The 23884-nt window shown below is 71.2% G+C and carries 14 protein-coding genes; 5 read left to right on the forward strand and 9 right to left on the reverse strand.

Annotation, left to right across the window (positions count from 1 at the left end):
• Positions 1-9 precede the first annotated feature (9 nt).
• Positions 10-1419: a hypothetical protein gene (locus tag ABEB07_RS02700; RefSeq protein ID WP_345666850.1), complete on the reverse strand. Its 1410-nt coding sequence runs from the start codon at positions 1417-1419 to the stop codon at positions 10-12.
• A gap of 279 nt (positions 1420-1698) precedes the next feature.
• On the opposite strand from ABEB07_RS02700, the gene ABEB07_RS02705 reads away from it, so the two are divergent.
• Complete coding sequence (locus ABEB07_RS02705) at positions 1699-2898, forward strand: serine hydrolase domain-containing protein (protein WP_345666829.1); 1200 nt, start codon at positions 1699-1701, stop codon at positions 2896-2898.
• 95 nt (positions 2899-2993) lie between these two features.
• The gene (locus ABEB07_RS02710; RefSeq protein ID WP_176146628.1) at positions 2994-3341 is read left to right on the forward strand and encodes a Rossmann-fold NAD(P)-binding domain-containing protein; all 348 of its coding nucleotides are present in this window, start codon (positions 2994-2996) and stop codon (positions 3339-3341) included.
• Between the two features lie 114 nt (positions 3342-3455).
• Here the strand turns inward: ABEB07_RS02710 and ABEB07_RS02715 are convergent, their stop codons facing one another.
• Positions 3456-5003: an MFS transporter gene (locus ABEB07_RS02715; protein ID WP_345666831.1), complete on the reverse strand. Its 1548-nt coding sequence runs from the start codon at positions 5001-5003 to the stop codon at positions 3456-3458.
• A 262-nt stretch (positions 5004-5265) separates the two neighbouring features.
• On the opposite strand from ABEB07_RS02715, the gene ABEB07_RS02720 reads away from it, so the two are divergent.
• Positions 5266-5928 carry a TetR/AcrR family transcriptional regulator gene (locus ABEB07_RS02720; protein ID WP_345666832.1) on the forward strand — a complete coding sequence of 221 codons (663 nt, stop codon included), beginning with the start codon at positions 5266-5268 and terminating at the stop codon, positions 5926-5928.
• A 456-nt stretch (positions 5929-6384) separates the two neighbouring features.
• Here the strand turns inward: ABEB07_RS02720 and ABEB07_RS02725 are convergent, their stop codons facing one another.
• Positions 6385-7374: an alpha/beta fold hydrolase gene (locus ABEB07_RS02725; RefSeq protein ID WP_345666833.1), complete on the reverse strand. Its 990-nt coding sequence runs from the start codon at positions 7372-7374 to the stop codon at positions 6385-6387.
• Between the two features lie 149 nt (positions 7375-7523).
• Between ABEB07_RS02725 and ABEB07_RS02730 the strand changes: the two genes are divergently transcribed.
• Positions 7524-8174 (forward strand): helix-turn-helix domain-containing protein, encoded by a 651-nt coding sequence (locus ABEB07_RS02730; protein WP_345666834.1) that lies wholly within the window; start codon positions 7524-7526, stop codon positions 8172-8174.
• A 182-nt stretch (positions 8175-8356) separates the two neighbouring features.
• Entirely contained in the window at positions 8357-8743 is a 387-nt protein-coding gene (locus tag ABEB07_RS02735) for an SRPBCC family protein (RefSeq protein WP_345666835.1), read from the forward strand.
• A gap of 11 nt (positions 8744-8754) precedes the next feature.
• Here the strand turns inward: ABEB07_RS02735 and ABEB07_RS02740 are convergent, their stop codons facing one another.
• The 6 genes from ABEB07_RS02740 to ABEB07_RS02765 all read right to left on the reverse strand — a co-directional run bounded on the left by ABEB07_RS02740 (position 8755) and on the right by ABEB07_RS02765 (position 23754).
• Entirely contained in the window at positions 8755-9348 is a 594-nt protein-coding gene (locus ABEB07_RS02740; protein WP_176146634.1) for a malonic semialdehyde reductase, read from the reverse strand.
• Positions 9349-9609: 261 nt separating this feature from the next.
• Positions 9610-10560, reverse strand: coding sequence for a class I SAM-dependent methyltransferase (locus tag ABEB07_RS02745; RefSeq protein WP_345666836.1), 951 nt, complete (start codon positions 10558-10560; stop codon positions 9610-9612).
• A gap of 75 nt (positions 10561-10635) precedes the next feature.
• On the reverse strand, positions 10636-12267 hold the full coding sequence (gene mhpA, locus ABEB07_RS02750) for a bifunctional 3-(3-hydroxy-phenyl)propionate/3-hydroxycinnamic acid hydroxylase MhpA (protein WP_345666837.1): 1632 nt from the start codon (positions 12265-12267) through the stop codon (positions 10636-10638).
• A gap of 23 nt (positions 12268-12290) precedes the next feature.
• On the reverse strand, positions 12291-13073 hold the full coding sequence (locus ABEB07_RS02755) for an arylamine N-acetyltransferase family protein (protein WP_345666838.1): 783 nt from the start codon (positions 13071-13073) through the stop codon (positions 12291-12293).
• Positions 13074-13077: 4 nt separating this feature from the next.
• Positions 13078-23001 (reverse strand): type I polyketide synthase, encoded by a 9924-nt coding sequence (locus ABEB07_RS02760; protein WP_425588938.1) that lies wholly within the window; start codon positions 22999-23001, stop codon positions 13078-13080.
• Positions 23002-23037: 36 nt separating this feature from the next.
• Positions 23038-23754: an acyl carrier protein gene (locus ABEB07_RS02765; protein WP_345666840.1), complete on the reverse strand. Its 717-nt coding sequence runs from the start codon at positions 23752-23754 to the stop codon at positions 23038-23040.
• Positions 23755-23884 lie beyond the last annotated feature (130 nt).

Genomic DNA, 23884 nt, shown 5'->3' on the forward strand with positions numbered 1-23884 from the left:
GATGCGGTCTCAGCCGTCCAGCCCGGCTTCCCACTTGCGTCGGCGCAGTACATGGTCGCTGAAGAGGTGTCGGCTCCGGTCGAGCAGTTCGCCCACCTCCGCGTCGCCGCGCCGCCCGTCCGGCGCCGGATGCCAGCGCTGCACTGATTGCGCGGCCCAGGTGCGCAGCTTGATGTCCGGGTCGTCGAGCAGACCGACCGCCGTCCGTAGCGCCACGATGCCGCCGCGCGCGTCGAGCAGCCGGAACGCGCCGACGCGGACGTGTCGCGGCCGTTCGGAGCCGGTGCGCTCCGACAGCCAGTCGGCGGGCAGTTCCTTGGCCGAGGGCAGCAGGGCGGCGGCGGTCTCGCGGACGACACCGGCGGCGGGGTCGTCGAGGAGCGGCCGCAACCGCTCCGCGTCCGCGCAGTCCAGTTCCCGCAGCCCCGCCACCGCTCGCGCCCGCACCCCGGCCGCCGGGTGCACGAGCAGCGGCCGCAGCAGCCCGGCGTCCGCGCGGTTCCCGCACTCGGCCAGCCCGATCACCGCACCGGGCGGCAGATCGGGGTCGTCCGGTGCCGTGCACCGCTCCCGGTACCATGCCTCCGGGTCACCTCCCTGCTGTCGTACGACGTAGCGGGCACAAGCACGCACGAGCGCGGAACGGTCGCTGAGAAACGGTGCCGCCTGCTCCGGCCGTCCCGCTCGTCGCAGCGCGGTGACGCCGGCCGAACGGGTCCGCGGATTGCGTGCGGACAGCAGGGGAGGCAGCACATCCTCGTAGGCGCCCTCGTCGGCCAGAGCCGTGAGCGCGGCTGTGGCACACAGATCCTGGACCACGGTGTCCTGGTCCCGGGCGGCCGCGTGGGCCAGCTCAGCGGGACAAAGCAGTCGGCCTTCGACGGCCAGCCGGTACGCGAACCGTCGGACGACGCGGTCGGGGTCGGCGAAGAGGGCGGCGAGCCGGTCGCGGGTTGCCTGGCGCAGGATCTGGCCGAGCACGTCGACGCCGAAGGCACCTCGGTCGCGGCGGCCGACGCGGAGGATGAGCGGCGCGAGGTCGAGGGCGGAGTCCACGTTGAGGGCCTCGCGCAGCAACTGCCGGGCGTGCTCGCGCACCGGGCCGGCCCAATCGGCGCAGCGGATCACGACCAACGGCAGCAGACCGGGGTACCGGACCGACTGGCGCAGAGCCTCCTGGCGGATCCGCCCGTCACGGTGGCAGAGGGCCAGTGCGAGCCGGGACTCGTCGAGCTGAGCCAGGTCGGCGGGGTGCTTCCCCCTCGGCGGGAACGGCGGGCGAAAGCAGGCCGCCTCGCGTACGCCTGCGTCCAGCGCGAGCCAGTCACCGGGGTCGGCGACATCGAGCGTGCGTTGAAGCGGCGCTCCTTCCGCGAGCCGCGTCGCCGCCGCTGTCCCGTCCTCGACGTCCTCGAGCATTCCCACCCCTCCAGCAGTCATACCGGATGATCGTAAGGTGCGGGGCCGCGCAAGCGGTCTCGCGCTCGTATGGCTGTTCGGCGCGACTCGCGCTTCAACCCCTTCGAGGTCCCGGGCCGCGACGCCGTTTCGCCGGGGGTTGTCCCCCCTGCCGTTCCGGATGATCGCCCCATCGCAGCGGCCGGCACCGCTCGGGCATCGTGAACCAGCGACGAGGGGGCGGGGTGTGAAGAGCCCTCCGCAGCGGTGATCTTGCCACGACGACGGAGGACGAGACACGTGATCAAGCACAAGCGTGCGCTGGGTGGGGCACTCACGCTGGCCGTGGCAGTCGGGGCGCTGGGAGGCGGCCTGTCGGGAAACGCCGCCGCGGCGACCCCGGCCGTAGCCGCCACCGCACAGTCCACCCGCCCTGCCGACGACGCTCAACTGCGCGCGCTCCTGCACCGATTGACCACCGGGGACGGTGCGCCCGGGGCGCTCGTCGCGACGCGGGACAGACGTGGCGGTGCGGTGCTGACCAGCGGCGTCGCGGACGTGGACAGCCAGGCGCCGGTGCGCGGCGACAGCAGGTTCCGGATCGGCAGCATGACCAAGCCCTTCGTGGCCACGGTCGTGCTCCAGCTGGTGGGAGAGCGCCGCGTCGGTCTCGACGCCCCGGTGGAGCGCTACCTGCCCGGCGTCGTACGCGGCCACGGAAACGACGGCCGCGTGATCACGGTCCGTATGCTCCTCCAGCACACCAGCGGCCTGCCCGACTACCTCGACTACCTGGACCCGCGGGACATCCTCGAGGCCCCGCTGGCCCACCACGACACCCGCGACCTGGTGGACCTCGCGCTCGCCCACCCGCCGACCTTCGAGCAGCCCGGCTCCGAGTGGAACTACTCCAACACCGACTACCTGCTGGCGGGCATGCTCATCGAGAAGGTGACCGGACACCCGTACGGCGAGGAGATCCGCCGGCGCGTCATCGAGCCGCTCGGCCTGCACGACACGTCCGTGCCGGGCGACGCCGCGTCGATCCCCGGACCGCACCCGCGTGGATACGTGCGCCCGGGCGCGGACGCGCCGCTCATGGACGTCACCGCGTTCAACCCCTCCGTCGCGGGCGCGTCCGGCGAGATGATCTCCAGCGGCGCCGATCTCAACCGCTTCCTGGACGCCCTCCTCCGCGGCAAGCTGCTGCGCCCGGCCCAGCTCAAGGCGATGATGAACACCCGGCCGACCGGCAGCGACGACGGCCGCGCGTACGGCCTGGGCCTGGAGTCCCGGCCGCTGCCCTGCGGCGGCCTCTACTGGGGCCACGGCGGCGACATCTTCGGCTACCAGACCGCGGGCGGCGCCACGGCCGACGGCAGGCAGGCGACGGTCATGACGAACGTCGATCCGGGCGGGACGGACGCGCAGGACGACGACATGGAAGCCGCCGTCCGGACGGGGTTGTGCGAGGGGCGGCGCCCCGCACTCTCCCAGTAGTGGCTCGACGGTGCGCTGCGTGCCCCGGTCCTCGGCGGCAGCGCCCCCTCCTAGGATCACTTACAAGCGGAAGGTGAAGGGGCGAAGATCAAGGTATGACATTCATCGACGACGTCCTCGAAGGACGGGCCACCATCGATGACTTCGACTCCTGCAACGACACATGGCAGGACTCGGAGGACGATCTCGGCGAGTTCCACGACTTCGCAGGACTGCTCTGGCCCGAGTACGCGCTGTGGGCGACGGACCACGAGCGGATCGACGGCGACGATGTACTCGCCTATGTGATCGCAGCGCGCCGCCGCGACGTCGGCCTGCTCGACCATCTGCGGTCCGTGAAGGAACAGGACGCCACCGCTGCCGAGGTATACCGCCTCGCCGGCTGGTGGGCCAAGGACTGGGAGGCCGTTTCCCAGCACTGCACGGAAGACCGACCCGCATGAGCGGGGCCGGGACGGGCGGCACAGCCCGTCCCGGCACCGCTTCACCCTCACAGAGCGGGCGCTCGCCCTGACGGGGCCGGGCGGGTCTCCCCGGCGCGATCGGTGAAGGGGCGGTCAGCGGCGGCTGCCGGTCGCCGAGCCGGCCCCTTCGCGAGCGGCGTTCTCCAGGGTCGTGGCCCGGCGGCCGGGCGCCATGAGCGCGGCCACGGCGACGGCGGCCAGGACGGCGGCCACGCCACCGCCGAGGAGAGCGATGTGCATGCCGTCGACGAACGCGCCGCGCGCCTGCGCGGCGACCGGGCCGCCGAGGGCGTGCGCGGCGGCCAGCGAGGAGCGGGCGGCCTCGGCCTCCTGGGCCGGCAGGCCGGGAAGACGCAAGTGGCTTCGGTACGACGCGCTCAGCATGCTGCCGAGGACGGCGATGCCCAGGGCCCCGCCGAGTTCCCGGGCGAGGTCGTTCATCGCCGACCCGACGCTCTGCAGGGAGCGCGGCAGCGCGTCCGTGATCGCCGTGGTGGCCGGTGTCATGGCCAGGCCCATGCCGGCGCCCAGTGGGACCAGGCCGGCGGCGATCAGCCAGTAGGAACTGTCGGCGTCCACGCGCGAGAGCAGGCCCATGGCCGCCGCCACGGCCACCAGGCCCAGCGTCCAGGGGGTGCGGAAGCCGAACCGGGCCACCAGGCGCGGGGTGAGCCGCGAGAGGGGCACCATGGCGAGGGCCATCGGGAACATCGACGCGGCCGCCACCAGGGCGCTGTCGCCGCGCACCACCTGCAAGTACTGCATCATCGCGAAGATGAAGCCGAAGAAGACGAAGAACTGGAGCATGATCGACAGCGATCCCGCCGCGAAGTGGCGGTCGCGGAACAGCCGCGGGTCCAGCAGCGGTTGCGGACGGCCCAGTTCGTAGCGGGTGAACCCGGCGAGCACCAGCAGGCCCAGAGTGATGCCGCCCAGGGTGAGCGGGTCGGCCCAGCCGCGGGTCGGCGCCTCGATGACCGAGTAGACCAGGGCGACCAGTCCGGCGACCGACAGCAGCGCACCGGCGACGTCCAGCCGGGGCCGGTTCGCCTCGGCCGACTCCGGTACGAACACGAGGGTGCCCACGAGGGCGACGGCGGCCAGGGCCACGTTCAGCCAGAACACCGAGCGCCACGACCACTGTTCCAGCAGCGCACCGGTGGCGAACACGCCGAGCAGCGCCGCGGCCCCGGCGACGGCCGCCCACACGCTCACCGCACGCGCTCGCTGGGCGCGCGGGAAGGTGCTGGTGATCGTGGACAGGGTGGCCGGCATGACCAGCGCGGCGCCGGCGCCGAGCACGCCGCGCAGGGCGATCAGGGTGGTGGGGCTGGTGGTGAACACCGCTGCTATGGAGCCCGCGCCGAAGACCGTGAGCCCGACCAGCAGGGCCCGGCGCCGGCCGAACCGGTCGCCGAGGGCGCCGGCCGGCAGCAGCAGCGAGGCGAACACCAGGTTGTAGGCGTCGACGATCCAGGACAGGTCGGTCTGGGTGGCGTGCGTGTCCCGCGCGAGGCCGGGAAGCGCCACGTTCAGGGAGGCCATGGCCGCGACCACGGTGCCGAGGGCGAGGCAGGTGACGATCAGGACCATGGTGTGGCGTGACGCCGGCGGGGCCGCGGTGGCGGTGAGCGAGGGCATGCGGTGCCTTTCTTCGTCGAAGCCCGGATCCGTCGGCCCAGGCGCCTGGGACCAGACTCGCCACGCGGGACGTCCCACGGCCAGCATGATGAATTCACCGGACCGGAGAGCAGTGGCGATCCCATGGACGGGTGCACTCCTCCGCCTGGACGCCGACCTGCCGCTTTCCGGGCACGACGACACGCGCCCCGCCTCTGGGACGGTCGCGGACGTCTACGGTTCGTGAGGAGTTCGCGGCCGTTGATGAATTACCCTCACGGACGTGACGGACGACGAAGCCAGACGCGGGCGCAGACGGGGCAGGCCGGACACCCGCCGGGTGATCCTGGACGTGGCCCGGCGACGCTTCCTCCAGGACGGCTACCGCGCGGTGACCATGCGGTCGATCGCCGCGGAGGCGGATGTCGACGTCGCCCTGCTCAGCTACTACTTCGGCTCCAAGAAGGGCCTCTTCGGAGCCGCCCTCGCGCTGTCCGCCAACCCCGCCGAGCTCCTGGCGCGGCTGCTGGCCGAGGACCACGCCCTGGACACCTTCCCGGAGCAGGTGCTCCGGGAGGTCCTCGCGGCGTGGGAGGGGCCGCAGTCCGGTGCCGCCCTCATCGGCATGTTCAGGAATGCCATCGGTGACGACGCCCTCGGCGCCCTGGTCCGGGAGGCCCTGGAGGGGGAGATCGTGGAGCGGCTCGCCGACCTCGTCGGCGGACGCGACGCCCGCCGGCACGCCGCCGCCTTCACGACCGTCATGGCCGGGCTGATCACGGCACGCTATGTGCTGCGTCTGGAGCCCGTCGGCTCCATGAGCCGCCAGGACGTCATCCGCCTCTTCGCCCCCCAGCTCCGACTGGCCCTCGGCATGCCGGTGCGCGCGGGGGCGGTGCGGTCGACGCGTTCCGGGACTCCGCCTCCCGGGAGGGCGTACCCCTGACCCCGCGCGGGCGCTCTGCGAGGCATCGAGCTCACCGCCGAGACCGTCGCCGAACGGAGGCTGATCGTCGGCTGGCCGGTTAGTGCTCGGCGGCCTCGCCCGCCCGGCCCCGGCGGCCGGCCGGCTCAGCCCTCCTGCTGCCCTCCCGCAGCCGTGCCGCATGCGACTCGCGGTCCTGTGCCGCCCCTGCGTCGTCCGCCCAGCCACTTCACCAGGCCGCCCCCAAAGCCCCGATCAGATCTGGCGAGAGGTCAGTACGCTCCACCCAATCGTTTGCGCCAATCGTTTGGGCAGTCGCTTTCGCCCATCCCCGGCGGTGGGGATGGGAAACCGGCGGTCCGGTCGGTGCCGGTGCCGCCGGACGGCTCATCGGCGATGACGGTCACCCGGCGGCGACCCGGGCCGAGTATCTGCGCTTCGCGCGAACCGCCGGGCGGCTCGGGTGGTCTGCCTGGTTCAGTCCTGGAGGGTGGCGAGCCAGTCGGTCAGCAGGTGGTTGACCTCGTCGGGGCGCTCCTGCTGGATCCAGTGGCCGCAGCCGTCCAGGAGGTGGGCGGCCGACAGGCCGGGGAGGGTGGTGGGGTAGGCGTCGATGGCGTCGGACATCCAGGTGGTGGAGGCGTCCAGGGCGCCGCCGATGAACAGGGACGGCTGCTTGATCGGGGCTCCGCGGTACGGGGCGAGGTCTTCCCAGTCCCGGTCCATGTTGCGGTAGCGGTTGAGCGCGCCGGTGACGCCGGTGCGCTCGAACTCCCCGGCGTAGACGTCGAGGTCGTCCTGGCTCAGCCAGGCCGGGAGGGTTTCCGTGGGGAAGCGGTCGCGCAGCCGGCCGCCGCCGCGGGTGACGAAGTGCGGGTCGGGCTCGCGCTGGTCGGGCATGGTGTCGGCGGACAGGGCCGCGTAGAAGCCGGCGAGCCAGCCCCGGACGTCGGGCTCGATCTCCGCCTCGGCGCGGCCGGGCTCCTGGAAGTAGGAAACGTAGAACTCCTGCTCGGGGCCGCCGATCTGGCCGAAGACGTCGGTGGGGCGGGGGCCGCCGGGCGGCGCGTAGGGGACGCTCAGCAGGGCGACGGCGCGGAAGACCTCGGGGTGGAGCAGGGCGGAGGCGGCGGCGATACTGGAGCCCCAGTCGTGGCCGACGACCACCGCGGTCTCCTCGCCGAGGGCGCGCACGACGGCGACGTTGTCCTCCACCAGGTCGAGCATCCGGTAGGCGTCGGCCGCCTCCGGCTTGGCGGAGCGGCCGTAGCCGCGCACGTCGACCGCCACCGCCCGGTAGCCGGCCGCGGCGAGAGCCGGGAGCTGGCGGCGCCAGGAGTACCAGGACTCGGGGAAGCCGTGCACGAGCAGGACCAGCGGGCCGGTGCCCTGCTCGACCAGGTGCAGGCGCCCGGCCGGGGCCTCGACGGTACGGTGGCGGAACTCGGCAGTCGGCTCGGGCTGCATGGGCTTCTCCTCGGTTCACGGCGGACGCGGCTGCCCGTCGATCATGCGCCGCGACGCCCGCCCGACGCGATCAGCCTTGCCAGCCTGGCAAACTCGCAGGTAGAGGGCAGTGGAGCGGCCCTGTCTGCAAGCAAGAAGGAGCGGTAACGGTGGCAGTCGACGACGTGGACGGCACGCTGGCCTCGATGGGGCCCCGGTTGCGGGTCGCACGCGAGCGCCACGGCACGACGCTCGCCGCTGTCAGCCGCGCGACCGGCATCTCGACCAGCACGCTGTCCCGGATCGAGACGGGCCGGCGCAAGCCCACCCTGGAGGTGCTGCTGCACCTGGCGAAGGAGTACGGCGTCTCCCTGGACGAGCTGGCCGGCACGGCGCCGGCCCCGGCGGCCGAGCCGCGCGCCAAGGCGCCGCTGAGCTTCGGCGACGACAAGGCGGTTCTGCCGTTGACCCGGTACGTCGGCGGCCTACACGCCCACAAGCACGTCCTCCCCGCCCTTGAGGAACCGCCCGCGCGGCCCCGTCAGGTCTCCCACGACGGCTACGAGTGGCTGTGCGTCCTGTACGGGCGTCTGTGGCTCGCACTCGGCGACCAAGACCTCATCCTCGCTCCCGGCGACGTCGCCGAGTTCGACACCCGCACCCCGCACGGGTTGGCGAACACCAGCCCCGGCAATCCGGTCGAGTACCTGATCATGTTCGGCCCGCAGGGCGAGCGCCTACGACCGCGTACCGCTCCAGCCGCTGATCGCGGGAGCCGCCTGCCGCATCGTGCCCGGGCCGGCCGGGAAGAACAGCCGTAGGCACACCGCTGACCAGCTTGGCGCGCTCGGTCTCGGCGTGGTGGGCCCGTTCTGCTCCGGTTGCCGTACCTCGCCGTGACAGCCGCCACGCCCGTCGGAATGCTGGGGTGAGACCACGGGCGCAGCCCTCCCCCAGCGTCAGGACCGCAGCCGATGACACCCGCCCCTGCCACCCCTCCGTCATGGCACGGGTGACTCTGAGCGCCGCGGGCGCGGCCTGCCCCGATACGGTCTGGCAGCGTTACGCCGGCCTCGACCAGTGGGCGTCCTGGTCCCCGCAGATCAAGGCCGTCCACTCCGTGGCCCGCCGTCTGCGGCCCGGCATGAGCGGCACCGTCGAGTCAGTCGCCGGCATCCGTGCCGCCTTCACCGTGGAAGCCGTCGACCATGACCGCCGTACCTGGACCTGGCGGGTACGCCTGGGACGCGTCCGGATCCGGCTGCACCACGAGGTGGGAGCGCGGGGCCGCGGCAGCGTCACGAGTCTGACGATGGACGGCCCGCTGCTCGTACTGCTCGCCTACGCACCCCTCGCCCGTCTCGCACTGCACCGCCTCGTGCGGCCTTGACCCCGGGTGCGTCAGATCGTCGTGACCACCTGGTCATAGGTGAGGCGAGGGGAACGGTCGAACCATGCGTTCTCACCCGGCTTTCCCATGTTGACCACGGCGAGAACCGAGTGCTCGCCGTCGCTGAAGAACTCCGCGTTGATGCCGTCGGCGTCAAATCCGGTCATGGGGCCGGCGGCCAGGCCCGCGGCCCGAATACCGAGAATGAAATAGCCCATCTGCAGCGCCGCGTTGAACCTCGCGGACTGCTCCCGCACACCCCGGTCGGAGAACATGAGGTCCTTGAGCTGCGGGACGTGCGGAAGCTGCTCGGGAAGTTCTTCGTGGAACTCGTTGTCCGCAGCGAGAATCGCGACCAACGGCGCCGTCTCGGCCTTCTTGTTGTTTCCTTCGGCAAGGTGCCGGACCAGACGCTGCCGCGCCTCGTCCGAACGCACCAGGACGATACGGAGCGGCTGCTGGTTCATCGACGTGGGAGCGTACTTGACCAAGTCGTAGATGGCTTTGATCTGCTCGTCGGTCACCGGTTCGTCGGTGAAGGTGTTGGCGGTACGAGCCTGCCGGAAAAGCAGGTCCTGCGCCGCGGGGTCGAGAATCAGAGACATGGATGCATTCCTTCGGAACGAGTGGACGGGTCGACTACTCGATGAACCCCTGCAACCAGCACGGCATGCCCGGCAGGGTATAGGGGGCACGCTGAACTTGCCCACCACGAGGCGGAAATCGCAACATCATCCGGCCCTTTCCAGCCATAGGGGAAGAGCTCGATGGGGACGGTGCTTTTCCGTTGAGCCCCACAGTGAACTCGGCATGCGGACCCCTGGTTCCCCCGGACTGTCGTGCAACGGTTCGGGGCTCGCCCAGGATCAGATCCTCTGTGCCACGTAGTGCCGGTAGCTGTCCACCGGCGGCATGAACTGCGACGGCAGCACGCCCATCTTCTTCAGCAGCCTGGTGGATCCGCTGTCGGTGTAGCCGGCGAACGAACCTCCCACGGCCTCGGGGCCGACCCGCTTGGCCATGTGGCGCTGGACGGCGCCGACCCGCTGCTCGCGCAGCGCCTTGTGGAAGGAGCCGTCGGGGGCCAGCCGCCCGTGGATCGCGGCCTGCACTTGTGCGGAGATGTCACGGTCGAGGACCCACTCGAGACCGAGGTCCTTCTCCTGGAGCCGGGTCAGGAAGGCGTGGCGCTGTGTGGTGTAGAGGTCGACGTGGGTGAAGTAGCCGCCCGGCTTGAGCACCCGCGCCACCTCCCGCAGGAACGTCTCCAGACTGGGGTAGTTGTGGGCGCTCTCGATGTTCACCAGGACGTCGACCTCGCCGTCCTCGAACGGCAGGTGCTCCGCGTCGCCCTGGACGTAGCGCAGGCCCCGGCGGGACAGTGAGGCGTTGGCCCGCCTGATGGCCTGGTCCGACAGGTCGAGGCCGATCATGCTCTTCGCGTCGACGACGCGGGAGAGGAAGTTCAGGCCCTCACCGAGCCCGCAGCCGACCTCGAGCACGAACTTGTCCGCGTAGCCGTCCAGATCGAACGGCACCTCCCGCAGGGCGGCGAAGTACAGCTCCTCGGAGAAGCCGTCCGTGTCGTAGTCCAGGAAGCCGGGGATGCGGTCGTTGATCTCCTTGGCCACCTGCTCGTCGTGGTAGCCCCAGTTCCACAGGATGCCCTTCTTCGACATCCTGGCCTGCAGGTCGTAGCTGGTGGAGATGTTCTTCTTGTGCGTGCCCTCCTTGGCGCTCTGCCCGTCCTGGTCGTCGGTCAGGTTGATCTCGTTGACACTCGTGAACAAGCCGTACATGTCTTCGCGTGCACCCATGATCCGGGTTCCTTTCTCATCGGGTCTCATCGGGTCTCATTGGGCCTCATCGGGCCTGCCATTGATGGGAAAACCTCAGTCGGCGGCCGGGGCCGGGGCCGCCAGTCGACGGGCCAGCGCGTCCACGAGCCTGCCCATTGCGTCCGGGCCGTGCGCGGCGCCGAAGACGGTGAAGTCGGGCCGTACGAGTACGGCTGTCACACCGTGCTCGGCCAGGTAGGGCAGATAGCGGTCCGCCAAGTCGGCGACGACACCGGGGCCGGGCGGCCCCGAGCCCGCGCCCGCGGGCACCACGTGCGCGTAGCGCGTGCCCAGACCGTCGAGGAAGGCGCGCCGCCGGTCGTCGAGGAGGGCCGCCGGGTCGTCGGCCGCGAGCAGGACGAAGCCGAGGCCGATGATGTCGTCCAGCAGCCCGTCCCCGTCGGCGCCGGCCACGCGTGCCTGCGGGAACAGGGTGCCGGCGAGCGGCAGCGGGCCTCCGTCGCCGGCGCGGTGGACAAGCCCGTCGGACAGGGGGACCGCGCTCGACATGGGCAGCGCGCCCGCGCCCTCACGCCGCCGCCCGGCCAGCATGATCGCATCCCGGTCCGCCGCGGCGGCCGGATCCGTCACGCAGATCACCTTGCCGAGCTTCACGGACGTGGTGATGGCGTGTCGCACGTGCGCCCGGCGCTCGGCGGTGTAGGTGTCGAGCACCGAGTCGTCCGCGAGGCCGCGCAGCAACAGGTCCAGTTTCCACGCCAGGTTGGCCGCGTCACGGAACCCCGAGCACATGCCCTGCCCGGCGAAGGGCGGCATGAGGTGTGCGGCGTCTCCCGCGAGCAGCAGCCGGCCCTTGCGCCACTCCTCGGCCCAGCGGGCCTGGAAGGTGTAGACGGCGTGCCGTTCGAGCGTCGCGTTGTCCGGGCGGACCGAGAACATCTCCAGCATGCGCCACAGCGTCTCTTCTCGCTTCAGCTCCTCGATGCTCTCGCCCGGCAGCCGCATGAACTCGAAGCGGCGGTGCCCGGGGCCGGCCGACACCGCGGTCCGCGGCCGCTGCGGATCGCAGATCTGGAGGTTGTTGGGGCTGAAGTCGCGCGGCTCGTGCAGCACGACGTCGCAGATCAGCCAGTCGTAGAAGAAGCCGAGATCGGTGAGGGTCCCCTCCATGGACTCCCTGACGAAGCTCTTGGCGCCGTCGCAGCCGACGACGTACCGCGCGGTGAACGTGTGCTCCTCCCCGTCGGTGTCCTCGGAGAGCACCTCGACCAGGTCGCCGCGGTCGTCGAGTTCGACGACCTCCTGCCCGCGGACGACCCGCAGGTTCGGGAAGTCGGCGCCGCGGTCGATCAGGGCGGCCTCAAGTCCCGGCTGGTACATGGCTGTTGCCTGCGGCCAGCCGCAGTGGCCGTTCTCGGCGCTCTCCATGTGCAGCAGGGTCTCGCCGGCGGCGTTCCGCCAGGCGTAGTCCCGCGAGTTCTCCCCGAACTTGCCGAGGAACGGACCGATGCCGGCGGCCGCCAGGATACGGGCGGCCTCGTCGTCGAAGCCGACGGCCCGCGGCATGGGGTACGGCTGGGACCAGCGTTCCAGGACCGTGACCCGCCAGCCGCCCCGGGCCAGCAGGATCGCCAGCACCTGCCCCACCGGGCCGTAGCCGACGACGGCCACGTCCGTGTCGGTGTCGGGGCCCGCCTCGGCACCGGCGACAGTCCGCGTCTGCACCTTCATCTCTTCGCGCCCCTGTCTCAGCCGTTGCCCGAACCGGCGAGGATGGTCTTCACTACGCCCTCGAACTCGGCCTTGTCGATCAGGGTGCGGGTCGTCTCGCGGCCGTCTTCCACCGTCAGCAACCTCCTGCCGGTGAGGACGAGTTGACCGTTTCTGGTGGCGCGTCCGCGCAGCACGGTCTTCGCGAACAGCGAGTCGTTCACGATCTGTTCGGCGGCGGTGTCCCGCGGGCTGTCCCAGTCGGAGACGGCGCGGGCCGTCAGCTCGAACCGGTACACCGACCGCCAGTCCCCGGTGGCGGCCCGGCGTTCCAGCACGTGGTGGGCGCCGTCCGCGGTGAGCCGATAGGCGCACCCGTACTGGTGCTGCACCTCGTCGGTCATTCGCAGCGGCTCCAGGTACGACGGTCCGGCGAAGCCCACGTCGACCAGCCAGGTCGCCCCGTCCAGCCGGACACCGGTGAAGGTGTGCTCGAAGTCCGGCCCGAACCGCCCGTCGGGCCAGCGCTGGGAAGCGGCCAGGATCGAGACGTCGTAGCCGAGTTCGGCCAGGAGCCTGCGGAACAGGCCGCTCAGGTCGTGGCACACGCCGCCCGCACCGCCGACGACGATCGCCCGGAACGCGGCATCGACGTCGATGTCGACGACGTTGCGGAAGCCGGTGAAGCTGTTCACGAAGTGACTGCTGTCGTAGGGCAGCGTCATCAGGTGGTTCTTGTGCAGTCGGCGCAGCGTCTCGATGTCGGGCTCGGGGACCTCTGTGAAACCCAGCCGGCGCAGGTACGTCTTCACCTCGAACATCCGGTTACTTTCCCTTCTCGATGTGGTCCCACTTGGCCAGCAGCTCGCGCAGCCGCGAGACGGCCTGCGCACGTGCCGCGTCGTCGTGCAGCGCCGGGGTGAGCGCCGATTCCAGCTTGCCGATCTCTTCGGCGACCGTTTCCGATGGGACGGTGAGACCGGGTTCCAGTTCGTCCAGCATCAGCTCGGCGATCATGCCCGCGGTGGGGAAGTCGAAGATGAGCCCCTGCGGCAGGCCGAGCCCGGACATCCGGTTCAGCCGGTTGCGCAGTTCGAGTCCGGTCAGCGAGTCGAAGCCGATGTCGAGGAAGGCGACCCCGTCCTCGACCTCTGTGGAGCCCGCGGCATGGCCGAGTACCTGTCCGGCCTCCGCCAGCACCCGGTCGGTCAGCGCCGTCAGCCGCTCCTGCGGGGCCAGCCCCGACAGCCGCGCCCGCAGGGCCGCGCCGTCGTCCCCGGCCGTCGTGTCCGCACCGGCGCCCGCATCGGCGCCGGTGGCGGTGAGAGCGGCGACCTCGGGCAGTTCCCGCAGCAGCGGACGCTCCCTGGCGACCGTGTAGGACGGGGCGAACCTCGACCAGTCGATGCCCGCGACCACGAGGTGTCCCTCGTCGCGTGCCATCGCCTGACCCAGGGCGCGCACCGCGAGTTCCGGCCGCATCAGCTCGACGCCGACCTCCGCGAACTCTTCGGCCACGGCGGCGTCGACCATGCCCCCGCCGCCCCAGGCGCCCCAGGCCACGGCCGTCGCCGGCTTGCCCGCAGCGCGCCTGCGATGCGCCAGCCCCTCCAGGAAGGCGTTGGCGGCCGCGTAGCCTCCCTGGCCCGCGCCTCCCCAGGCCGCCGCTCCGGAGGAGAACAGGACGAAGGCGTCCAGCGGGTGATCGGCGAGCAGGGCGTCCAGATGCACGGCACCGGCGACCTTCGCCCGGCCCACCTCGGCGAACTCCGCCACGGTGCTGTCCGGCAGCTGCCTGGGCTCCTGTGCGGCGCCGGCCGTGTGGAAGACAGCGGAGACGGGCGCGTCGGACGGCACCGCCGCGATCACCTCCGCGAGCGCCGCCCGGTCCGTGACGTCGCACGCCGCGATGGTGACGCGGGCGCCGAGCGCGACCAACTCCGCCTCCAGCGCGTTCGCTCCCTCGGCGGCCCGGCCGCGACGGCTGAGCAGCAGCAGGTGCTCGGCGCCACGGCCCGCGGCCCAGCGCGCCACGTGCGCGCCGATCCCTCCGGTGCCGCCGGTGACGAGGACCGTACCGCGCGGCGCCCGGGGCTCCTCCGCCGCGATGCCGTCGCCGTCGTCGTCTGCCACGGCGGTGGACGCGGCGCGGATCATGCGGCGCGCGTACGCCCCGGTGGGCCGGATCGCCACCTGGTCCTCGCCGTCCTCTCCGCGGAGCACGGCGACCAGCCGGCCCAACGCGGTCTCGTCCGGCTCGGCGGCCACATCGACGAGCCCGCCCCAGGCCCTGGGATGGTCGAGGGCAAGTACCGTGCCCAGTCCCCAGATCGCGGGCTGGGACTCGCTCCTCACCTCCCCGTCCTCCTGGACCGCGACGGCCCCTGAGGTCAGGCACCACAGCGGCGCGGTGACGTCCAGGTCCTTCAGCGACTGCACGAGGGTGACGGTGGCCGTCATACCCCTGGACAGCGAGGCGTGCTCCGGGTCGGGCCGCTCGTCCAGTGCCAGCAGGGACAGCACCCCGGCCGGTGTGCCCGGCTCCGCGTCCAGACGCGCCCGGACGAGCTCGGCCAAGCCCTTGCGGCCCTCACCGTCCACGTCGACCCGTACGACGCGGCCGCCGTGCGCGGTCAGCGCACCACTCGTCGCCTCCGCCATGGCCTCGGCGTGCCCCGCGGGCGCCAGCAGCAGCCATGGGCCGGCGTCGGCCGCGCCCGCCGCAAGCTCGGGAGCGACGGGCCGCCAGACCATCCGGTAGCGCCAGCCGTCCAGCACCGCCTGCTCCTGATGGCGGCGGCGCCACGAGGACAGGGCGGGCAGCACGCCGTCCAGAGCCGCGGCGTCGAGCCGCAGGGACCGCGCCAGCGACTCCGCGTCGCCGCTGTCCACGATCTCCCAGAACGCCGCATCGGCCGGCTCGGCCACCGTTTCCGAGACGGCGGGTCCGTCACCCTCGATCCAGTAGCGCTGGTGCTGGAAGGCGTAGGTGGGCAGGTCGATCCGGCGTGCACCGGTACCAGCGAAGACCCGCTCCCAGTCGACGTCGACACCGCGGGCGTGGAGCCGGGCAAGGGTGGTCATCAGGGCGCGGTCCTCGGGCACGTCCCGTCGCAGCGACGGCACGCATCCCTCCGCCACCATTCCTGACAACACCCCGTCGGGGCCCAGCTCCAGGAACGTGGTCACCTTCCGGTCCCGCAGCGCACGCACACCGTCGTGGAAACGGACCGTGCCCCGCACGTGCTCCACCCAATACTCCGGCGTGCACAGTCGCTCGGCGTCCGCGACCTCGCCCGTCAGGTTCGAGATCACCGGGACGGACGGCGCGTGATAGGTGAGCGTGGACGCCACCCTGCGGAACTCGTCCAGCATCGGGTCCATCAGCGGCGAGTGGAACGCGTACGAGACCCGCAGCCGCTTCGTGCGACGCCCCTCCAAGCGGGCCAGCACCGCCTCCACCTCGTCCCGGACGCCGGACAGGACCAGCGACGCCTCCCCGTTGATGGCCGCGATGCTCACCCCGGCCGTCAGCAACGCAGCGACCTCGTCCTCCGACGCCTCGACCGCCACCATCACCCCACCCACCGCCAACTCCTGCATCAACCGGCCCCGCGCCACCACCAACCCCGCGGCATCCTCCAACGACCACACACCCGCCAGATACGCCGCCACCACCTCACCGATCGAATGACCCACCAGGCAGTCCGGCCGCACGCCCCACGACTCCACCAACCGGAACAGTGCCACTTCAACGGCGAACAGCGCCGGCTGCGCGTACCGCGTCTCATCCAGTGGAGCCCCGCCCCCGAACACCACCTCCTTCAACGACCTGCCGAGGCTCCCGTCCACCGCCGCGCACACCTCGTCGAAAGCCTCCGCGAACACCGGATAGGCCGCATACAGCTCACGCCCCATCCCGACACGCTGCGCACCCTGACCCGTGAACAACATCCCCAGACGACCCGCAACCACGGCTTCCGCACGTATGGAAGCGAGCTGGTCGCGCGCCTCCTCCACCGAACCCGCCACCACCACCGCACGGTGATCAAACCGAGCACGAGACGTCGCCAGCGAATACGCCGTATCCGCGAGACTCAGCGCCGGGTTCAGCTCCAGGTGGCGGGCCAGCCGCGCCGCCTGGGCGCGCACCGCTTCCGGTGTCCTCGCCGAGACCACCAACGGCACCAGACCCTCCGGCGCCCCCGCACGCTCCACCGGAACCGCAGGATCGGCAGGCTCAACCCCCTCCAGAATCACGTGCGCGTTGGTCCCGCTGATGCCGAAGGAGGAGACGGCCGCCCGACGCGGGCGCTCCCCCTCCCTCGACCACTCCCGCGTCTCCGTCAGCAACTCCACCGCACCCGCCGACCAGTCCACCTTCGGCGACGGAGCATCCACATGCAACGTCCTGGGCAACACCCCGTGCCGCATCGCCTCCACCATCTTGATCACACCCGCCACACCCGCCGCGGCCTGCGCATGACCAATGTTCGACTTCAACGAACCCAGCCACAACGGACGACCCACCCCAGGACGCTCCTGACCGTACGTCGCGATCAGCGCCTGCGCCTCGATCGGATCACCCAACGACGTACCCGTCCCATGCGCCTCCACCGCATCCACATCAGCGGCCGACAGCCCGGCACTGGCAAGCGCCTGCCGGATCACACGCTGCTGCGAAGGACCATTCGGCGCCGTCAGCCCATTCGACGCACCGTCCTGATTCACCGCACTGCCCCGCACCAGCGCCAACACCTCATGACCATTGCGCCGCGCATCCGACAAACGCTCCAACAGCAGCAGACCCACACCCTCGGCCCACGACGTACCGTCCGCACCCGCCGCGAACGACTTGCACCGACCATCCGGCGCCAGACCCCGCTGCCGCGAGAACTCCACAAAACTCCCCGGCCGGGCCATGACCGCCACACCACCAGCCAGCGCAAGCGAGCACTCACCATTCCGCAACGCCTGGACTGCCGAATGCAACGCCACCAATGACGACGAACACGCCGTGTCCACCGTCACCGCCGGACCCTCGAAACCGAAGGTGTACGACACCCGGCCCGAGACGAAGCTGCCGGCGTTGCCGTTGCCGAGGAAGCCTTCCAGTTCCTCCGGTACGCGGGTGAGGTTGGTGGCGTAGTCGTGGTACATGGCGCCGGTGAACACGCCGGTCCGGCTGCCCTTCAGCGTGGTCGGATCGATCCCGGCCCGCTCCAGCACCTCCCACGACGTCTCCAGCAGCAACCGCTGCTGCGGATCCATCGCCAACGCCTCACGCGGACTGATCCCGAAGAACGCCGGGTCGAACTCCCCCGCGTCATGAAGGAACCCGCCTTCCCGAACGTAGGACTTACCCACCCTGTCCGGATCAGGATCGAACAACCCCGCTACATCCCAACCCCGGTCCTCCGGAAACGCCGTGATGCCCTCACGTCCCTCGACCACCAGCCGCCACAAATCCTCCGGCGACCCCACCCCACCCGGCAGCCGACACCCCATCGCCACAATCGCGATCGGATCCTCCGACACCGAGACGACAGACACACCCCCCGCCACCACCGAACCGGCCACCGCCCCCTCACCCACCAACTCCCCGCACAAGAACTCAGCCAGCACACCCGGCGACGGATAATCGAAGATCAACGTCGCCGGCAACCGCAACCCCGTCACCGCATTCAACCGGTTCCGCAACTCCACCGCCGTCAACGAATCAAAACCCAGATCGTTGAACGCCTGCCCGGCACCGATACTCCCCGCATCCGCATGCCCCAACACCACCGCGACCTCACCCGACACCAACTCCACCACAAGACGCCGCTGCTCGTCGCGGGACAGCGTCGCGAGCCGGCCGGCCAAGGAGTCCGCGGCGGTCCCGCCGGAGACCGCGGCCCTGGTGCGCGCCGTACGGCGCGGCCGGCGGACCAAACCTCGCAGCACTGACGGCAGTTGTCCGGCACGTGCCTGCTCCGCCAGGGCGGCGAAGTCGAACCTGACCGGCACCAGCGTGGACGCCGTGCCGGACAAGGCGGTGTCGAGCAGGGCCATGCCGTCCTCGGTGGCCAACGGGAGCACTCCGCCGCGGCTCATGCGCGCCTGGTCCGACTGACTCATCGTGGCGATCATGCCGCCGGACTCGGCCCAGAGGCCCCAGGCCAGCGAGACGGCCGGCAGTCCCTGTGCGCGGCGCCACTGGGCGAAGGCGTCCAGGAACGCGTTCGCGGCCGAATAGTTGCCCTGTCCCGGGCCACCGATCACACCGGCGGCCGAGGAGAACAGGACGAATGCCGAGAGGTTCATGTCGCGTGTCAGCTCGTGCAGTATCAGTGCGGCATCGGCCTTGGGCCGGAAGGCGGTGCCGATCCGCTCCTGGGTCAGGCTCGCGATCACGCCGTCGTCGAGGACTCCCGCCGCGTGGACGACGCCGGTCAGCGGCGCGTCGGGCGCGACCGTCGCCAGGAGCTTCTTCACCGCCCTGCGCTTCGACAGGTCGCACGCCACCACGGTGACGCTCGCTCCGGCCGCCTCCAGTTCGGCCGTCAGCTCCTGGACGCCGGGCGCCTCCGGTCCTCGACGGCTGGTCAGCAGCAGGTGGCATACGCCGTGCGCGGTGACGAGGTGACGGGCGACCAGGCCGCCCAGCGTTCCGGTGCCGCCGGTGACGAGTACCGTGCCCGCAGGGTCCAGCACCGTTCCGGTTCCGGTACTTGCCGTGGCGCGCACCAGCCGGGGAATGTGGACGACGTCGGCACGCACCGCCACCTGGGGCTCCCCGGTGGCCAGGACGCCCGCCAGAGCCGGCCGGGACGACTGGAGCTCGTCCACGTCCATCAGCAGGACGCGGTCCGGGTTCTCGGCCTGTGCCGCGCGGACCAGGCCCCAGACCGCGGCGCCCGCCGGATCGCTCACCTCGGTGTCGCCGCGGACGCCCACCGCACCGCGCGTCACGACGAGCAGGCGGGTCGATGCGAGTTCCGGCGCGGCAAGGAACGCCTGGACGATGCCGAGGACACGGCCGACGAGACCCCGGACCCGTTCGGGACTGACGACGCCGTCGACGGCGTCGACGACCAGTACTTCCGGCATCGACGCGCCGGACCGCACCAGTTCCTCGATGTCCAGGCCCATGGCGACCGGGTGCGGGACGACCGCGGAGGTGGCCTCGGCCGTCGTCCCGGTCGGCTGCGCGGTCCATTCGACGGCGAACAGGGCGTCCGCCCCGTAATCGGCGCCGACGGCAGCCTTGACCTGGTCCTCGGCCACCGCCCGCAGTACGAGGGACTCGACCGACGCGACCGGGGCCCCCTCGCCGTCGGCGAGTTCCAGTGCCACCGATTCGGGTCCGGTGGGCGTCATGCGCACCCGCAGGGCGGTCGCGCCGGAAGCGTGCAGCGTCAGGCCGTTCCACGCGAACGGCAGGATGAGCTTGCCCTCCTCGGCCTTCCGCTCGGTGAAGGCCCCGCAGTGCAGCACCGCGTCGAGGAGCGCGGGGTGCAGTCCGAAGCCGGCCGCCGCCTCGTTGTCGTCCACCGGAAGCGCGACCTCGGCGTAGATGTCCTCTCCGTGGGTCCACAACGTGTTGAGGCCCTGGAACAACGGCCCGTACCCGTATCCGGCGGTCGCCTGGTCCGCGTAGAAACCGGTCAGGTCGACAGGCCGCGCGCCCTCCGGGGGCCACACGGCGGAGGAGGCGCCGGGAGTCGCCGCGTCGTCGGCCAGCTGGCCTCGGGCGTGGCGGACCCACGGGGCATCGGAGTCGGCGTCGTCCGGCCGCGAGTACACCGCGACCGGCCGCACGCCGTCCGCGTCCTCACCCACCGACACCTGGACACGCACCGCACCCGTGTCGGGGATCACGACCGGCGCCTCGATGATCAGTTCCCGCAGGGAGCGCGCACCCACCTCGTCCCCGGCGCGTACCGTGAGTTCCACCAGCGCGGTGCCCGGCAGCAGCACCGTGCCGGCCACCGAGTGGTCCGACAGCCACGGCTGCGCGGCCAGGGAGAGTCGGCCGGTGCACACGACACCGCCCGTGTCGGGAACGCTGATCACCGTGTCGAGCAGCGGATGTCCGGTGGCGAGCGCCGGGTCCCCACCGGACGGAGTCGGGTTCATCCAGTAGCGCTGGTGCTGGAAGGCGTAGGTGGGCAGGTCGATCCGGCGTGCACCGGTACCGGCGAAGACCTTCTCCCAGTCGACGTCGACACCGCGGGCGTGGAGCCGGGCAAGGGTGGTCATCAGAGCGCGGTCCTCGGGCACGTCGCGCCGCAGCGACGGCACGCACCCTCCCTCGGCCACCATCCCGGAGAGCACCCCGTCGGGGCCCAGCTCCAGGAACGTGGTCACCTTCCGCTCCCGCAGCGCACGCACACCGTCGTAGAAACGGACCGTGCCCCGCACGTGCTCCACCCAGTACTCCGGCGAACACAGCCGCTCGGCGTCCGCGACCTCGCCCGTCAGGTTCGAGATCACCGGGACGGACGGCGCGTGATAGGTGAGCGTGGACGCCACCCGGCGGAACTCCTCCAGCATCGGGTCCATCAGCGGCGAATGGAACGCGTGCGAGACCCGCAGCCGCTTCGTCCGGCGCCCCTCGAACCGGGTCAGCACCGCCTTCACCTCGTCCTCCACGCCGGACAGGACCAGCGACGCCTCACCGTTGATGGCCGCGATGCTCACCCCGGCCGTCAGCAACGCAGCGACCTCGTCCTCCGACGCCTCGACCGCCACCATCACCCCACCCACGGCAAGCTCCTGCATCAACCGGCCCCGCGCCACCACCAACGCCGCGGCATCCTCCAACGACCACACACCCGCCAGATACGCCGCCACCACCTCACCGATCGAATGACCCGCCAGGCAATGCGCCCGCACGCCCCACGACTCCACCAACCGGAACAACGCCACCTCAACGGCGAACAACGCCGGCTGCGCATACCGCGTCTCATCCAGCAGATCACCGCCCCCGAACACCACCTCCTTCAAAGACCCACCGAGGCTCCCGTCCACCGCGGCGCACACCTCGTCGAAAGCCTCCGCGAACACCGGATAGGCCGCATACAGCTCACGCCCCATCCCGACACGCTGCGCACCCTGACCCGTGAACAGCACCCCCAGACGGCCCCCGACCACCGCCTCCCCACGCACCGACGCCAGCTGCTCCCGCGCCTCCTCCACCGAACCCGCCACCACCACCGCACGGTGATCAAACCGAGCACGAGACGTCGCCAGCGAATACGCCGTATCCGCGAGGCTCAGCGCCGGGTTCAGCTCCAGGTGACCGGCCAGACGGCGAGCCTGCGCGGCCACGGCATCGGCTGTCCTGCCCGACAGGACGAGTGGCAGCAATCCGTGCGCGGCAGCCGGCTCGGACGCCTCACTCGCCACGGCCTCCGCGGCCTCTACGCCCTCCAGAATGACGTGCGCGTTGGTACCGCTGATGCCGAAGGAGGAGACGGCCGCCCGACGCGGGCGCTCGCCCTCCCTCGACCACTCCCGCGTCTCCGTCAGCAACTCCACCGCGCCCGCCGACCAGTCCACCTTCGGCGACGGAGCATCCACATGCAACGTCCTCGGCAACACCCCGTGCCGCATCGCCTCCACCATCTTGATCACACCCGCCACACCCGCCGCGGCCTGCGCATGACCAATGTTCGACTTCAACGAACCCAGCCACAACGGACGACCCGCCCCAGGACGCTCCTGGCCATACGTCGCGATCAGCGCCTGCGCCTCGATCGGATCACCCAACGACGTACCCGTCCCGTGCGCCTCCACCGCATCCACATCAGCGGCCGACAGCCCGGCACTGGCAAGCGCCTGCCGGATCACACGCTGCTGCGAAGGACCATTCGGCGCCGTCAACCCATTCGACGCACCATCCTGATTCACCGCACTGCCCCGCACCAGCGCCAGCACCTGATGACCGTTGCGCCGCGCATCCGACAAACGCTCCAACAGCAGCAGACCCACACCCTCGGCCCACGACGTCCCGTCCGCGCCCGCCGCAAAAGACTTGCACCGACCATCCGGCGCCAGACCCCGCTGCCGCGAGAACTCCACAAAACTCCCCGGCCGGGCCATGACCGCCACACCACCGGCCAGCGCAAGCGAGCACTCACCATTCCGCAGCGCCTGGACTGCCGAATGCAACGCCACCAACGACGACGAACACGCCGTGTCCACCGTCACCGCCGGACCCTCGAAACCGAAGGTGTACGACACCCGACCCGAGACGATACTTCCGGCGGCCACGGCTGCCTCGTAGTCGTGGTACATCACCCCGGCGAAGACGCCCGTCGGGCTGCCCTTCAGCGTGGTCGGATCGATCCCGGCCCGCTCCAGCACCTCCCACGACGTCTCCAACAGCAACCGCTGCTGCGGATCCATCGCCAACGCCTCACGCGGACTGATCCCGAAGAACGCCGGATCGAACTCCCCCGCGTCATGTAAGAACCCGCCTTCGCGGACGTAGGACTTGCCGGGCAGGCCAGGGCTGGGGTCGTAGAGGCCGTCGACGTCCCAGCCCCGGTCCTCCGGGAACGGTGTGATGCCGTCACGTTCCTCTGCGACGAGGCGCCACAGGTCCTCCGGCGAGGAGACGCCACCGGGCAGCCGGCACGCGGCCGAGACTATCGCGATCGGTTCGGACGAGGCCGCGATGACCCGGTCGCGCTCCTCCTTGAGCTGCTCGTTCTCCATGAGCGAGGCACGCAGTGCCGCGACGAGCTTCTCCTCGGACACAGACATACTTGAGTTCCTCCGTAGGCCGCGACGGGCTCAGTTGTTGGTGTTGCCCATCGCGCGTTCGATGAGGTCGGCGACGTCCATGTCGGCGATCAGGTGCGCCGCGTTCTGCCGCGCTTCCGGAGAGGCTGCCGGTGCCGCGCCCACGTCCGCGGCACCGGGGGCCGCAGCCACCAGGTGCATCAACTGGCGCAGCACGCCCAGCTCTTCCAGCCGCTTGAGTGGTACGGAGGCGAGAGCCTTGCGCAGCCCGGCCTCGTCCACGTCGGCGAGGTCCACGGGTCCGGTCGCAGCGTCCGGAACGAGTTCCGCGCGCAGGTGCTCGGTGATCGCGGTGGGTGACGGGTAGTCGAAGATCAGCGTGGCCGGCAGGCGGATGCCGGTCAGCCCGGCCAGCTTGTTGCGCAGCTCGACCGCGGTGAGCGAATCGAACCCCATCTCGCTGAAAGCCTGCCCCGGAACGATGTCGTCGGGTTCCGTGTGCCCGAGTACGGCGGCCACCTCGTCGCGGACCAGGTTCAACAGCGTCTCCGTCTGCTGCTCGTCCGGGAGCCGCGCCAGCCGGGCCGAGAGGGATTCGGCGGGTGCCGGTCCAGCGGTGGCGGCAACACGCCGGGGCCGGCGCACCAGGCCCTGCAACATGGGGACCAGTTGGCCGTTCCCCGCTTGCGTGGACAGTGCGGCGAGGTCGAACTTGATCGGTACCAGGGCGGGTTCGTCGCTGACGAGGCCGGCGTCGAAGAGCGCCATCCCCTCCTCCACGGACAACGCCCTGATCCCACCGCGCCGCATACGCGCCTGATCGGACCGGCCCAGCGAACCCGTCATCCCACTGGACTCACCCCACAACCCCCACGCCAACGACACCCCCGGCAAACCC

The sequence above is a fragment of the Streptomyces similanensis genome (assembly GCF_039543625.1).
Lineage (GTDB): Bacteria > Actinomycetota > Actinomycetes > Streptomycetales > Streptomycetaceae > Streptomyces > Streptomyces similanensis.

What these genes read in the sequence shown, in the direction of transcription:
- ABEB07_RS02700 (WP_345666850.1), bottom strand. Translation starts at nt 1,419, where the DNA reads ATGCTCGAGGACGTCGAGGACGGGACAGCGGCGGCGACGCGGCTCGCG.
- ABEB07_RS02710 (WP_176146628.1), top strand. Translation starts at nt 2,994, where the DNA reads ATGACATTCATCGACGACGTCCTCGAAGGACGGGCCACCATCGATGAC.
- ABEB07_RS02715 (WP_345666831.1), bottom strand. Translation starts at nt 5,003, where the DNA reads ATGCCCTCGCTCACCGCCACCGCGGCCCCGCCGGCGTCACGCCACACC.
- ABEB07_RS02725 (WP_345666833.1), bottom strand. Translation starts at nt 7,374, where the DNA reads ATGCAGCCCGAGCCGACTGCCGAGTTCCGCCACCGTACCGTCGAGGCC.
- ABEB07_RS02735 (WP_345666835.1), top strand. Translation starts at nt 8,357, where the DNA reads ATGGCACGGGTGACTCTGAGCGCCGCGGGCGCGGCCTGCCCCGATACG.
- ABEB07_RS02740 (WP_176146634.1), bottom strand. Translation starts at nt 9,348, where the DNA reads ATGTCTCTGATTCTCGACCCCGCGGCGCAGGACCTGCTTTTCCGGCAG.
- ABEB07_RS02745 (WP_345666836.1), bottom strand. Translation starts at nt 10,560, where the DNA reads ATGGGTGCACGCGAAGACATGTACGGCTTGTTCACGAGTGTCAACGAG.
- ABEB07_RS02755 (WP_345666838.1), bottom strand. Translation starts at nt 13,073, where the DNA reads ATGTTCGAGGTGAAGACGTACCTGCGCCGGCTGGGTTTCACAGAGGTC.
- ABEB07_RS02765 (WP_345666840.1), bottom strand. Translation starts at nt 23,754, where the DNA reads ATGGCGCTCTTCGACGCCGGCCTCGTCAGCGACGAACCCGCCCTGGTA.